The organism is Pseudomonas sp. C11, assembly GCF_034683865.1.
Taxonomy (GTDB): Bacteria; Pseudomonadota; Gammaproteobacteria; order Pseudomonadales; family Pseudomonadaceae; genus Aquipseudomonas.
The window spans coordinates 56,229-69,970 of the sequence record NZ_JAWIIP010000005.1 but is presented as its reverse complement, the minus strand read 5'-3'; the positions used below and the strand labels follow the sequence as shown (position 1 = coordinate 69,970).

General features: G+C 64.3%; 13 protein-coding genes. 9 read left to right on the top strand and 4 right to left on the bottom strand.

Going from position 1 to position 13,742, the window contains the following annotated elements; translation table 11 throughout:
* Positions 1-88: 88 nt before the first annotated feature.
* From epd to fba, 5 genes are all read left to right on the top strand, one after another.
* Positions 89-1,156, top strand: coding sequence for an erythrose-4-phosphate dehydrogenase (gene epd / locus VC352_RS09850; protein WP_322979393.1), 1,068 nt, complete (start codon positions 89-91; stop codon positions 1,154-1,156).
* 4 nt (positions 1,157-1,160) lie between these two features.
* Positions 1,161-2,321, top strand: a complete 1,161-nt coding sequence (locus VC352_RS09845; RefSeq protein ID WP_322979392.1) for a phosphoglycerate kinase — start codon at positions 1,161-1,163, stop codon at positions 2,319-2,321.
* Positions 2,322-2,420: 99 nt separating this feature from the next.
* Positions 2,421-2,603, top strand: a complete 183-nt coding sequence (locus VC352_RS09840) for a hypothetical protein (RefSeq protein WP_322979391.1) — start codon at positions 2,421-2,423, stop codon at positions 2,601-2,603.
* Between the two features lie 15 nt (positions 2,604-2,618).
* A complete protein-coding gene (locus tag VC352_RS09835; protein WP_322979614.1) occupies positions 2,619-2,939 on the top strand; it encodes an MliC family protein in 321 nt (106 codons plus the stop codon).
* A 118-nt stretch (positions 2,940-3,057) separates the two neighbouring features.
* Positions 3,058-4,122: a class II fructose-bisphosphate aldolase gene (fba, locus tag VC352_RS09830; protein WP_159969988.1), complete on the top strand. Its 1,065-nt coding sequence runs from the start codon at positions 3,058-3,060 to the stop codon at positions 4,120-4,122.
* 86 nt (positions 4,123-4,208) lie between these two features.
* Here the strand turns inward: fba and VC352_RS09825 are convergent, their stop codons facing one another.
* Entirely contained in the window at positions 4,209-4,892 is a 684-nt protein-coding gene (locus VC352_RS09825) for a polysaccharide lyase family 7 protein (RefSeq protein ID WP_322979390.1), read from the bottom strand.
* A 343-nt stretch (positions 4,893-5,235) separates the two neighbouring features.
* On the opposite strand from VC352_RS09825, the gene VC352_RS09820 reads away from it, so the two are divergent.
* The 3 genes from VC352_RS09820 to VC352_RS09810 are packed head-to-tail and all read left to right on the top strand — an operon-like array spanning position 5,236 to position 7,358.
* On the top strand, positions 5,236-5,712 hold the full coding sequence (locus VC352_RS09820; RefSeq protein ID WP_322979389.1) for a hypothetical protein: 477 nt from the start codon (positions 5,236-5,238) through the stop codon (positions 5,710-5,712).
* Between the two features lie 13 nt (positions 5,713-5,725).
* Positions 5,726-6,826 carry a PQQ-dependent sugar dehydrogenase gene (locus VC352_RS09815; RefSeq protein WP_322979388.1) on the top strand — a complete coding sequence of 367 codons (1,101 nt, stop codon included), beginning with the start codon at positions 5,726-5,728 and terminating at the stop codon, positions 6,824-6,826.
* 40 nt (positions 6,827-6,866) lie between these two features.
* Positions 6,867-7,358: a M48 family metallopeptidase gene (locus tag VC352_RS09810; protein ID WP_322979613.1), complete on the top strand. Its 492-nt coding sequence runs from the start codon at positions 6,867-6,869 to the stop codon at positions 7,356-7,358.
* Here the strand turns inward: VC352_RS09810 and VC352_RS09805 are convergent.
* From VC352_RS09805 to yccS, 3 genes are all read right to left on the bottom strand, one after another.
* A complete protein-coding gene (locus VC352_RS09805) occupies positions 7,355-7,837 on the bottom strand; it encodes a GreA/GreB family elongation factor (RefSeq protein WP_322979387.1) in 483 nt (160 codons plus the stop codon). The genes VC352_RS09810 and VC352_RS09805 overlap by 4 nt on opposite strands.
* 62 nt (positions 7,838-7,899) lie before the next feature.
* Positions 7,900-9,690 carry a diguanylate cyclase gene (locus VC352_RS09800; protein ID WP_322979386.1) on the bottom strand — a complete coding sequence of 597 codons (1,791 nt, stop codon included), beginning with the start codon at positions 9,688-9,690 and terminating at the stop codon, positions 7,900-7,902.
* A gap of 112 nt (positions 9,691-9,802) precedes the next feature.
* Entirely contained in the window at positions 9,803-11,995 is a 2,193-nt protein-coding gene (gene yccS, locus VC352_RS09795) for a YccS family putative transporter (RefSeq protein WP_322979385.1), read from the bottom strand.
* A gap of 1,048 nt (positions 11,996-13,043) precedes the next feature.
* Here yccS and VC352_RS09790 point away from each other — a divergent pair.
* Positions 13,044-13,727, top strand: coding sequence for a glutathione S-transferase (locus VC352_RS09790; RefSeq protein ID WP_322979384.1), 684 nt, complete (start codon positions 13,044-13,046; stop codon positions 13,725-13,727).
* Positions 13,728-13,742: the final 15 nt, after the last annotated feature.

The following is a 13,742-nucleotide window of genomic DNA, read 5'->3' as shown; positions in this document are numbered from 1 at the left end:
AGGGCGGGTGACGCTCTTCTCGCCCGCCGTCATGCCGACGGCGGGTCGATGAAGTGCGATCCACCCTACGGTTCATACGAGACCACCCATGTCCAACCGCCCTTATCGCGTTGCCCTCAACGGCTATGGCCGTATTGGTCGCTGCGTGTTGCGCGCACTGCATGAGCGGGGTGATGGGCTGCCTCTGGACATCGTCGCGCTCAACGACCTGGCCGATCAGGCCAGCATCGAATACCTCACCCGCTTCGACTCCACCCACGGGCGCTTTCCTGGCGAGGTGAAAGTCGACGGTGATTGTCTGCACATCAACGGCGACTGCGTGAAGGTGCTGCGTCAGTCCGAGCCAGAGGCCATCGACTGGGCGGCGCTGGATATCGATCTGCTGCTCGAATGCTCCGGGCAGTACACCACCCGTGCCGATGCCGAGCGCTTTATCGCTGCCGGTGCGCCGCGCGTGTTGCTGTCGCAGCCGATGGCCAGCGAGGCGGATATCGACGCCACCATCGTCTACGGCGTCAACCAGGATTGCCTGACGGGCAGTGAGCGTCTGGTGTCGAATGCGTCCTGCACGACCAACTGCGGCGTGCCGCTGTTGAAACTTCTCGATGAGGTGGTGGGTCTGGAGTACGTCTCCATTACCACCATCCACTCGGCGATGAACGACCAACCGGTGATCGATGCCTACCACCACGAAGACCTGCGCCGCACGCGCTCGGCCTTCCAGTCGGTGATTCCTGTGTCCACCGGCCTGGCTCGTGGTATCGAGCGCCTGCTGCCGGAACTGGCAGGGCGCATCCAGGCCAAGGCCATCCGCGTGCCGACAGTCAACGTTTCCTGCCTGGATATCACCTTGCAGACTGCCCGTGACACCTCCGCAGAAGAGATCAACCGCGTACTGCGCCAGGCGGCAGACAGTGGCCCGCTCAAGGGGCTTCTGGCCTACACCGAACTGCCGCACGCCAGCTGCGACTTCAACCACGACCCGCACTCGGCCATCGTCGACGGCAGCCAGACCCGCGTGTCCGGCCCGCGCCTGGTCAACCTGCTGGCCTGGTTCGATAACGAATGGGGCTTCGCCAATCGCATGCTCGACGTGGCCGAACACCTGCTCGCTGTTTCCACCTCCTCCAAACAACCAGCCTCCGTGAAGGACTGATGCCATGACCGTTTTGAAGATGACCGACCTCGACCTCGCCGGTAAGCGTGTGCTGATCCGCGAAGACCTCAACGTTCCGGTGAAGGACGGCGTGGTCAAGAGCGACGCGCGCATCCTCGCCTCGCTGCCGACCATCAAGCTGGCGCTGGAGAAGGGGGCTGCGGTGATCGTCTGCTCGCACCTGGGCCGTCCGACCGAGGGCGAGTTCTCTGCCGAGAACAGCCTGGCGCCGGTCGCCGCTTACCTGTCCAAGGCCCTGGGCCGTGAAGTGCCGCTGCTGGCCGACTACCTCGATGGCGTCGAAGTCGCGCCGGGCGAGCTGGTGCTGCTGGAGAACGTGCGCTTCAACAAGGGCGAGAAGAAGAACGCCGACGAGCTGGCCCAGCGCTACGCCGCGCTGTGCGATGTGTTCGTCATGGACGCCTTCGGCACCGCTCACCGCGCCGAGGGTTCGACCCATGGCGTGGCCAAGTTCGCCAAGGTGGCCTGCGCCGGCCCGCTGCTGGCTGCCGAGCTGGACGCGCTGGGCCAGGCGCTGGACAAGCCGAGCCGGCCGATGCTGGCCATTGTTGCCGGCTCCAAGGTGTCGACCAAGCTCGACGTGCTCAACTCCCTGGCCGAGATCTGCGACTCGCTGATCGTCGGCGGCGGCATCGCCAACACCTTCCTCGCCGCTGCCGGCCTGCCGGTGGGCAAGTCGCTGTATGAGGCCGACCTGGTCGACACCGCCAAGGCCATCGCGGCCAAGGTTGCGGTGCCGCTGCCGGTGGACGTGGTGGTGGCCAAGGCCTTCGCCGAAGACGCCGAAGCCACCGTCAAGGCCGTCGCTGACGTGGCCGAGGACGACATGATCCTCGACATCGGCCCGCAGACTGCCGCGCAGTTCGCCGAAATGCTCAAGGCCTCGCAGACCATCCTGTGGAACGGCCCGGTCGGCGTGTTCGAGTTCGATCAGTTCGGTAACGGCACCAAGGCCCTGGCCCTGGCCATCGCCGAGAGCCCGGCGTTCTCCATCGCCGGTGGCGGTGACACCCTGGCGGCCATCGACAAGTACGGCGTAGGCGAGAAGATCTCCTACATTTCCACCGGTGGCGGTGCCTTCCTCGAGTTCGTCGAGGGCAAGGTTCTGCCGGCAGTCGAGGTGCTGGAGCAGCGCGCCAAGTGATCGCGGCGGGGCGGATGGATGCCGTTCGCTCCGTTGGATAAAACCCTGGCGTGATCGAGTGGTCTGTTGAAACTGAACCCTCGAACAAGGAGTCATGTCATGGGCAAGCTGGCGACGTTGGGATGTATCACGCTGGTGCTGGCCGGTTGTGCCGGTGGGCGGGAATCGGCTTGCGAGGTGCTCAGCCCCGCGCCGATCGAAGTGCCCACCACGCAGAACGACCAGCGAATCGAGCAGAAAAGCGGTCAACCTGCGGGTGAGCCGGTAGAGCAGCGTTGCTGACGAGGACACGAAATGATGGCAAGACTGGCGGCCCTGACCGCCACGGCATTGCTGCTGGCTGCCTGCAGTCAGCAGCAGACAGCGCCGGAGCAGTGGACTCGCTGGGTCTGCGATAGCCAGGCCGAGGTGCTTTGGCGCGTGGCCGATGGCAAGGGCGAGCAGGTGGACGTACGTCTGGGTGGCGACGACATCGTGCATCGCCTGAGCCTGGAACCAGCGGCTTCCGGTGCGCTGTACAGCGACGGTAACCTGTCTTTCCACACCAGGGGTGACGAAGGGCTGGTGTACTGGACGGCCACCGACGACCTGATCGGCCGTGGTTGCAAGGCTCCGTAATACCCTCGGCGAAACCGGGGAGAGCCGTTGGCGCAGCCTCGGCTAGACGAAACTTGAACAACGCCTGCCCCTGCGGCAGGCTTGCACATTAAACAACCCATATCGGGAGCTTCAAAAGATGGCACTTATCAGCATGCGCCAGATGCTCGACCACGCCGCCGAATTCGGCTACGGCGTGCCGGCCTTCAACGTCAATAACCTCGAGCAGATGCGCGCCATCATGGAAGCCGCCGACAAGACCGATTCGCCGGTCATCGTCCAGGCCTCCGCAGGTGCCCGCAAATACGCCGGTGCGCCGTTCCTGCGTCACCTGATCCTGGCGGCCATCGAAGAATTCCCGCACATCCCGGTGTGCATGCACCAGGATCACGGCACCAGCCCTGACGTCTGCCAGCGCTCCATCCAGCTGGGTTTCAGCTCGGTGATGATGGATGGCTCGCTGAAGGAAGACGGCAAGACTCCGGCCGACTACGACTACAACGTCCGCGTGACCCAGCAGACCGTGGCGTTCGCCCACGCCTGCGGCGTGTCCGTGGAAGGCGAGCTGGGCTGCCTGGGTAGCCTGGAAACCGGCATGGCCGGTGAAGAAGACGGCGTCGGCGCAGAAGGCGTGCTCGATCACAGCCAACTGCTGACCGACCCGGAAGAAGCCGCTGCCTTCGTCAAGGCCACCCAGGTCGATGCCTTGGCCATCGCCATCGGCACCAGCCACGGTGCCTACAAGTTCACCAAGCCGCCAACCGGCGACGTGCTGTCGATTCAGCGCATCAAGGAAATCCATGCACGCATCCCCAACACCCACCTGGTGATGCACGGATCTTCTTCCGTGCCGCAGGAATGGCTGAAGGTGATCAACGAATTCGGTGGTGACATCAAGGAAACCTACGGTGTGCCGGTCGAGGAAATCGTCGAAGGCATCAAGCACGGCGTGCGCAAGGTCAACATCGACACCGACCTGCGTCTGGCTTCCACCGGCGCCATCCGCCGCATGATGGCCGAGCACCCGAGCGAGTTCGACCCGCGCAAGTTCTTCGCCAAGACCATCGTCGCCATGCGTGACATCTGCATCGCCCGCTACGAAGCCTTCGGCACCGCCGGCAACGCCTCGAAGATCAAGCCGATCTCCCTGGAAGGCATGTACCAGCGTTACGCCAGCGGCGAGCTGAACGCCAAGGTCAACTGATCCGCTGCGGGCCCAGGCCCGCAACGCTCAGCCGAAAGCCGCGACTGCGCAAGCGTCGCGGCTTTTTCATGCCTGGTGTTTGGGGTTCAGGGCGCTGCGCTGAGCAGGGCGCGGTGTTCGATGCTCAACTGGTCGAAGCGGGCTGCGCCAGCTTCGGTTTCGTAGCCGGTGTTGTCCTGGGTGTAAACGCCGGCCTTGAAGTACAGCGGCTTCGGCGCCCAGGACGGATCCAGATGAGTGCTCCAGCGGATGTTGTCGAGCTGGATCGCCAGGGTGCCGTCTGGCTGCAGATTGATCGCATAGGTGAAGGCCTGGTTCAGCGCGATGCCACTGGCGATGGTCACGGTGTCGATCTCGGCATCCGGTGTCATGCGCACCTTGGCGACGATATTGCCGGTGGCCGTCTTGGTCTTGTACTGGTACTCCAGCTTGAGCAGCGGCATCGAGCTTTTATAGGCGTGAATCTGGCCAATGACGATCTTGCCGGTAGACGGCACCTGGCTGACGCTCAGGGCTGCACGCAGGAAGTGGTCGGCGCCAGGATAGGTCCAATTGCGCAGGCTGCCGTCGGCATAGGTTTCGCGCAGCTCGCAGCGCGGGTATATGGCGCTTTCGGTGGTAGTGCCGTTGACCGGCGACCAGAAGAAGATCGCACCGTTCTTGGACTGGAAGTAGTGATCCTGATAACCGCCGGCGAGGATGCGGGTCTCGATGGTGGTCGCGGGGACGCCGACTGGAATGCTCAGGTTCCACATAGCGAGTTCGATCATGCTCAAAGCTCCTGAAAAACGGAAACTTCAGTCGGGGGCACATCTCGTCCGGGAGTCAGTAACGGCTTACTTGGCGTTCCAGCGGGTGACACGCGAGCTAGAAGGTGGCAGGGCTGCCTGTCACGAGCGACGACTGTGCTCGTGGCGCGCTTTATAACGGCAATTCCGAGCCATACGTGAGCACCGTTCGTCGTTTTATTGGCGTCAATAAAATGTATTTCTGCGGTGGCGTATCCTCCCGATGCGGCCCGCAGGCTCAGGTAAAACCCTGTAAAACACCTGGGGCGTGGTAAATGCCGGCCTACGCCATAATCCGGGCACTACCGTTCCGGAACTGTTTTTCATGTCCAGCCTGCCGCGCCTGCTGCTCGCCTTCGTTCTCGCCGTACTGCTGGCCAGCGCCTTCGCGTCGATCTTTCAGACGCAGAGCAATCTCGCTGCGCTGCAGGCACTGGGCGCGCCGATGCCACTTGCTGTCAGGCTGGGCACGACTGGCCTCGACCTGCTCGGGTTTGCGCCCACCTTCGCGTTACTGGCCGGCGCCGGCTTCGCCTTCGCCCTGCCGCTGGCTCTGTTGTTGGCACGGCGTCTGCGCCCACTGCGCTGGGCGATCTTTCTGGCGGCCGGTGCTGCCGCCGTCTGGTTGGCACTGACGCTGGCCAATGCCCTGGCGCCGATGCCGACGCTGATCGCCGCTGATCGCACCCCGCTGGGCACTTTGGGGTTGATGGCCTGTGGCAGTGCCGGTGCGCTGCTCTTCGGTTTGTTCGCCCGGCGAGCGCGCTACAGGGCTCAGCCCCCTCAACCTAATTCGCCGTGAACAGGTTTTTGCCATGCTGAACACCTTCCGCACATTGCTCGGTGCTGCGCTGCTGCTGAGCATTCCGGCGTTGGCCAATGATTACCGTATCGAAACCCTCACCGAGGGGCTGGAGCACCCCTGGTCTCTGGCTTTCCTGCCGGATGGGCGCATGCTGGTCACCGAGCGGGTCGGGCGCCTGCGTCTGATCGAGGCGGATGGTCGCCTGCTGGAAGAGCCCATCGCCGGGTTGCCGCAGGCGTTCATCGCCGCCCAGGCGGGGCTGATGGAGGTGGCGCTCGATCCGGATTACCCGGATAACCGCTGGCTGTACCTGAGCTATGCCCATGGCGATGCCGAGGCCAACAATACGCGGCTGATCCGTGCCCGGCTGGTGGGGGATGAACTGCGTGACGTCGACGTGCTGTTTACCGCCCAGCCACTCAAGGCGGGCGCGGCGCACTACGGCGGGCGCATCGCCTTTCTGGCCGACAAGACCCTGGTGCTGACCCTGGGCGATGGCTTCGACTGGCGCGAGCAGGCGCAGAATCCGGGCAACCACCTGGGCAAGATCGTGCGCCTCAACCGCGACGGCAGCGTGCCGCCGGATAATCCGCTGCTGGCCCTACAAGGCGCTGCGCCGGAGGTCTACAGCCTTGGCCACCGCAACGTGCAGGGCATCGTCTTCGATGCCGAGCATGATCGGCTGTACAGCCACGAGCATGGCCCGCGTGGGGGGGACGAGTTGAACCTGATCCAGGCCGGGCAGAACTACGGCTGGCCGCTGGCAACTTTCGGCGTCGACTACACCGGGGCGCGCGTCAGCCCTTACACCCAGTTGCCTGGCCTGGTGGCGCCCCTGCTGCACTGGACGCCCTCGGTGGCGCCGTCGAGCCTGGCTCTGTATCGCGGTGCGCTGTTTCCTGACTGGCAGGGCGATCTGTTCGCCGCCACCCTGGCCGAGCGCAGCGTGCGCCGCATCCGCGTGCGTGACGGCATGCTGGCCGGTGAGGAGGTGTTGTTCGAGGAGCTTGGCGAGCGCATCCGCGATGTGCGCAGCGGGCCTGACGGCGCGCTCTACCTGCTCACCGACAATGCCGAAGGGCGGCTGTTGCGGGTCGTGCCGGCGAAGTGAGGCGCGTTACACTGCCAGCTCCTTTTTTTGCAGTGGGCATCTGTCGTTGAAATACCTTCAGGGCTATCCCGTGGCCATCCAGCAGCAGGTGCGCCAACTGATCGCCGATGACCGCCTCGGCCTCTACCTGGCCCAGCGCTACCCCGGGCGCCATGATGTGCAGAGCGACAAGGCGCTGTACGCCTACGTCATGGCACTCAAGCAGGAGCACCTGAAGAACGCGCCGGGCATCGACAAGGTGCTCTACGACAACCGTCTCGATCTCACCCACCGCGCCCTTGGGCTGCATACGGCGATTTCGCGCATGCAGGGCGGCAAGCTCAAGGCGAAGAAGGAAATCCGCGTGGCCTCGCTGTTCCGCGATGCCGCGCCGGTCTTCCTGCAGATGATCGTGGTGCACGAGCTGGCGCACCTGAAAGAATCCGAGCACAACAAGGCGTTCTACAAGCTCTGCGATTACATGCTGCCCGGTTATGCGCAGATCGAGTTCGATCTGCGCATGTACCTGACCTGGCGCGAGATGAGTGCTTAGAGCACCTCGACCACTTCGAAATGCTGCTGGCGGCCCTCCAGGTTCAGGCTGATCTCATCACCCGGCTGCTTGCCCAGCAGCAGGCGGCCGAGCGGCGCGGCGCTGCCAATCACCTGGATGAGGTGGTCGCCCGCCTGTAGCTTCATGCTGGCGCCCGGTGGGCCGAGCAGCAGCCACTGTTGCCTGTCCTCTGCGTCCACCAGTTGGATCAATGCGCCGAGGGCGGCTCCCTGCGCCGGGTCGAACGGCCGTGGGCGCAACTGGCGCCAGGTGATCAGCGTCTGCCGCAGTTCCTCGACCCGACGTGCCTGGCCGCTGGCCAGGTAGGCCGCCTCCAGGCCCAGGGTGTCGTACTTGTTCTCGGCGATGTTCTCTTCGTGGGTGGCCGTTTCATGGGCGCTGAGCGCGGCCTGGTGGGCCTGGTCGAGATCGGCTTGCAGATGGGCCAGCACCTGCTGCAGCAACTGGGTTTTGTCCATGGTCGGTGTCGCGAGCGGGAAAGCCGCGTTTATCCCAGGCTGCTGCTGCGCTGTCCAGGCCGTCAGGCTTCTTCGCTGACCATGCGCACGCGATTGCGCCCTTCGGCCTTGGCCTGGTACATGGCGGCGTCGGCGCGGCGGATCAGACTGGTCGCCGCGTCGCGGCCATGGCTCAGGGCGATGCCGATGCTGGCGCCGACACGCACGGTGCGGCCTTCAATGCATATCGGCGTATCCAGGCCTTCGAGCAGGCGCTTGGCCAGTTGATGAGCATCTTCAGCCGATTGCAGGCGCTCGCAGATGGCGACGAATTCGTCGCCGCCCAGGCGCGCCGGCAGATCCATCTCGCGCAGGTAATGGCGCAGGCGCTGCGCCACTTCCGCCAGCACCAGGTCGCCGAAGGCATGGCCATGCTGGTCGTTGATCGGCTTGAAGCCGTCGAGGTCGATCAGCATCACCGCCAGCAGCTCGTTGCCGCGCTGGCTGCGGCTCAGTGCCTGGTCGAGATGCTGCTGCAGGGCGTTGCGGTTGGCCAGGCCGGTCAGCGGGTCTTGCAGGGCCAGTTGGCTGAGGCGCCGGTTGGCCTGCTCCAGGGCTTCGGTGCGTTCGGCGACGCGTCTTTCCAGGGTGCGCTCACTGAGTTGCAGGGCGGCTTCGCGTTGGCGCTTGTGCGCGTTGAAGCGGGCGGCGAGGGCGAAGGACAGCAGGATCATCTCCAGACCGGAGCCGATCTGCATGGCATAGAGGGTCATGAAGTTCGACGGGATCAGGGCGAAATTACGCAGCGCCAGGGCCACTGCGCCGCTGAGTAGCATCATCCAGGCCAGCGCGAACAGGCGGGCTCCGGGCACGCGGTAGCCCACGCAGACGAAGCTGGTGAGCAGCAGCATAAGGGTGACGCTCAGCCCGGTGATGGACATGGTCTGCAAGGCCCGCTGCACGGGCAGCAGCAGGGTGGCGATCACCGCCAGCCCCGTGGCGAAGCACAGCACCTGCAGCACGCGATCCCAGCGCGGTAGCCATTTGCCGGTGTCGAGGAAGCTGCGTGCGAACACCGTCGACAGCAGCGCCGCCATGGTCAGGCTGACCGGCAGCATGCGGTTGGTCCAGGGCGCCGCCTGTGGCCACAGGTACTGCGCGCCGAGGCCGTTGAGCGAAAGCACGGCGAGGGCGAAGGCGACCATGAACAGCACGTAGTTGAGGAAGGGGCGTTCACGCAGGGCGAGGAACAGCAGCAGGTTGTACAGGCCCAGGGCAATCAGTACGCCGCAGTAGATGGCATGCACCAGGTAGCCGTTCTGGCTGTGCTGCTCGAAATCGTGTTCCGACATCAGCCCGCCACTGAGGGTCATGCTGCCCCGTGAGTCCGCGCGCAGGTACAGGGTGCGCTGCTCGCCGGGTTGCAGAACGACTTCGAACACCGGATAGCGATGGCCGATGGCGCGCTCGGCATAGGGCACGGTGTCACCGCTGCGCGATTCACGCACACCCTCTGCGCCCACATCGTACAGGCGCACTTCATCCAGCGAGGCATAGCTCAGTTCCAGACGCCAGTGCAGTACGCGCTGTGCTTGAGACTGCAGATTCAGGCGCAACCAGACCACACCGGAGACATAGCCAAAACTCAGGTCGCGGCGCGCGTGCGCAGAGGTGAAGGGGGCATCGGTGGCGCGCACCTGATCCAGGGTCAGGCTGGCTTGCGGGTCGAGGAGAAAATCGACCGTGTCATACAGATCCAGCGGTGCACTGGCGTCGTTCAGTAGCGTGGCGGCCCTGACGCTGGGCAGCAGCAGGCACAGGAGCAGCAGTAGCCAGACGGGTGAGGCGCGGACGGATCTGTGAGGGATAGGCATCGGGTGGCCCCGAATTATTGGCGTTTTACTCATACTGGCAGAAAGCCGTCGCCTACCGCTACCGTGTGATAAAAAAATCAGGAAGCGTCAATGATGTGGCGTCATCATCCCTTCAGTCTGCTGGCTGTTTCGTGGTGTTCTGCTGCTTGTGCAGGTGCGCGCCGAGGGTGCGCAGCGGCGCCAATTGTCGGCAGATCAGCGCCAACTGGGTCTGTACCAGACGCTGGCGTTCGTCGGCATCCTCGGCGATCTGTTCCAGCGCCTCGGCCAATTGCTGTTCGCTGTCGCTGTGGATGGCCAGCGGTTGCTTGTCGAGCAGGCCGGCGGCGATATCGTCGAGGCTGCAGGCAATCCGTTCGGCATGTTCCAGCAGGCGCGCCTGCTCGGCCTCGGGCAGGCGCTCGCCGCGATGGGCACCGAGTGCCGAGAGGTAGCTGAGCAGGGTGTGCGACAGCACCAGGAAGCGGAAGCCCAGGTCGGCATCCTTACGGAAGTGCCCCGGCTCCATCAGCATATTGCCGAGCGTGGTCGACAGCGCGGCATCGGCGTTGTGCGCGTTGCGCCGCGCCAGGCGATAGCCGAGGTCATCGCGCTTGCCCTGGGCGTACTGGGCGATAATCTGCCGCAGGTAGGCGCTGTTGCAGCTCAGGGTACCGGCGAGCATGCGCCCCAGGCGCCGACCCTGCCAGTCCGGCAGGATCAGGAACACCGCCAGGCCGGCGATCAGGCTGCCGAGCAGGGTATCGACCAGGCGCGGAATGAACAGGCTGTAGCTATTGCCCACCTGATTGAAGCAGAACAGCACCAGCAAGGTGATGGCGGCGGTAGCCAGGGTGTAGCGGGTGGCGCGGGTGGTGAAGAAGACCACCCCGGCGACCACGGCGAACAGCGCCTGCACGCGTGGATCGGGGAACAGGTCGAACAGCACCCAGCCCAGCGCCAGGCCCAGCACGGTGCCGGCGATCCGCTGCACCAGCTTGATGCGGGTGGCGCCGTAGTTGGGCTGGCAGACGAACAGCGTGGTGAGCAGGATCCAGTAGCCTTGCGCCGGATGGATCAGGTGCAGCAGGCCGTAACCGGCGGCCAGGGCCACGGACAGGCGCAGGGCGTGGCGGAACAGCAGCGAGGTCGGGGTGAGCTGCTGGCCGATGCGCTCGACCACTTCGCGCAGTGAATGAGGCTCGCGGTCGAGCAGGCTGCTGTCCTGTTCCTCGGCCAGGGCATCCGGGTTGCTGGCGTTACCCAGGAGCTGATCGAGTGTGGCCAGGTTACCGGCCAGGGCGCCGAGCGAGCGCAGCAGGCGGCGCCAGGCCGGGTTGCTTTGCAAGTGCAGGTGATCGAGCGAGGCGTGCAGGTCTTCCAGCGCCTGGCTGCACAGTTCGCGGTACTCGAATGGCTGGCGCAGCTCGATGGCCCCGGCCAGGCGCTCGCAGGCCTCGCCGTGCAGGCGCAGCAGGCGCTGGCAGCGAAACAGCACGTCGCTGTGGAAGAACGCCTCTGCCAGTTCGTTGTACGGGTAGTGCGACGAACTGGCGCGCTCGTGGATGTCCTGCGCGAGGAAGTAAAGCTTGAGGTAGCGGCTGACCTTGGGGCCGGGGCGGCCATTGCCGACCCGGTGCAGGATGATTTCCTTGGCCGCGTTGAGTGCCGACACCACCCGGCCGTTCTGCTGCGCCAGGGCCAGGCGGCGGGGTTCCACGTCGAGCTGGCGCAGCGGTTCGAACAATGCGGCCTTGAGCTTGAGGTACTTGCCCAACTCGCGGAACAGCCGGGCCAGTGCCAGTTGCACTGGCTGATGGGCGAACAGGCCATGCCAGATCACCGAGAGCAGGCCGTACCAGGCCGCGCCGGCCACCAGCAGCAAGGGTTCCAGCCACAGGCCAGCGACGCCGCCGCGCTGTTCGACACCGATCATGCTGTAGACGGCGAGGATCAGCGTGCCTGAACCGAGGGTGGCGAAACGCTCGCCCAGCGAGCCGAGCATGGTCAGGGAAAAGGCGGAAAGCGCCAGGGCAATGACGAACAGCCATGGATAGGGGAAGAGCGCTTCCACCGCATATGCGGCGGCGCTGAAGCACAGTAGCGTCACCAGCACGGTGCCCAGGCGGCCTTGCCAGCTGTCGTCGGTTTCGGTCAGGGCGCAGGCGATGACGCCGAGGAACAGCGGGATCAGGCCATGCGTCCAGTCCTGCCACCAGCACAACGCCAAGGCCCCGGCCAGGGCAATGAACACCCGCAGGCCGCTGCTGAACTTGTCCAGTGCCCAGAGGCGGCGAAGGGATTGGCGAAGACTGGGGCGGGGCATACGAGGTCTTGTCTGAAACGATGCGAGCAGACTACCCGAGTCGGGCGCCTCTAAGAACTACCTGCGTTGCCATTACGGCGTTTAAACAGGCTCAAGATAGAGGCCCTCGAGGTTGTCAGGCTGGATATCGGACTGGTGAGTTTGTGAGTTTGTGAGTTGTCTTGTTGGCTGTTCTGGACGCCGCTGCTGTGTGTTCAGCGATTCCGGGTTTCGCCCCCTCGGGCGACTCACTTTTCTTTGAAATGCGCAAAGAAAAGTAAGCAAAAGAAACGCACCCCCGCCATCCGGGTCTCGCTGCGCTCGACTTCCCTCACTCCGGCACCGCTCCGGGGTCGGCGTACATGGGCCATCCTTGGCCCATTACGCCTCTCGCGGCATCCATGCCGCTCGCCCCCTGCGCAATGCCTGCGTTCGGCCTCCTGAAGGGGGCATCTGCGCGCCTGAACGAACCGGCATTCCATAGATTGCTCGGCGTGTTCTAGTAGCGATGAAGTTGCGATTGGGTTGTCGAGTTAAACCAATAGTTTCATTAGCCGGCACCCCGGTCAGCCCTAAGGCTGACATATGTACAAGCACTCCACGCTAATTCTGGTTTACCTAGGTTTCAGGCGCGTGCAGAGCCCGCCCAGGAGGGCGAACGGAATCGTCGTGGAAGAGGTTGAGCGACATGGATGTCGCGAGAGCCACGATGGGCCAGGGATGGCCCACCGTGGCGGGCCTCTGGAACGATGATGGAGTGAGCGAACCCTGGCGTAGCCAGGGCCGGATGAACGGGCGGAGGGTTTTGGTTACTTTTGCCCGCAAAAGTTACTCGCCCGGGAGGGCGAAACCAAAAACATCAGTCAGAACGCGGCAATTCGGAACAAGCACCCATAAAACGACAACCGTATTGCCAGTCCAGTATCAAGACTTCGAGCTTTTCACTCACCGCGTTCGCTTTGGGGAGAGATTTGTCGAGCAGGTGATCACTTCGCCGGTTGCACGATCAGTCCGCGATATGTTCTTTGCCAACGAAGAACCGTTCGCTCTGCACATCGAGGAGAAGACCATGCGAGAGCTATATGAACTGTGCGGTGCTGACCGTGAGTTGCTGTTTTCCCCCTACTGCTGGCGAGTACGCCTGGCCCTGGCGCACAAGGGGCTGGATTTCCACAGTCGGCCGATTCGCTTCGGAGAGAAGGCGGCAATCGAGTTCTCCGGGCAGAAGCTCGTACCGGTGCTGGTCGACGACGGTCAGTCGGTACACGACAGCGTCGTCATCTTCGCCTACCTCGATGCGCGCTATCCGCAGCGGCCGCTGCTGGGTGACGGCGCGGCGGCCGAACGCGCGCGTCTGGTCGAGCGTCTGAGTTTCCATGCGCTGCGCATGCCGCTGCTGAAGATCCTGCTGTTGCGCGCCTACCAGGCCTGCGCTGAGGAGGATCGTGACTACTTCCGCAGTAGTCGCGAGCAGGCCTTCGGCATGCCGTTGGAGGAAATGGCCGATCCGCAGGGCGGCGAGCAGCAGTTGCGCCAGGCGCTGGCACCGCTGGAAGCCTGGCTCGGCGACAAGCCGTACCTGGAGGGCGATGAGGCGGGCGCCTGCGATTATCTGGTGGCTGGCATGCTGCTCTGGGCCTGGTGCCTGGGCGTGCAGCCCTGGGCCGAGGAATCCGCCGTTGGCGTCTGGTTCACGCGCATCCGCCAGGCTTATGAGCGCAACCACGGCCCGATCAAGCGGGCCTCATTCTGAGGAGGCAACCTGCTG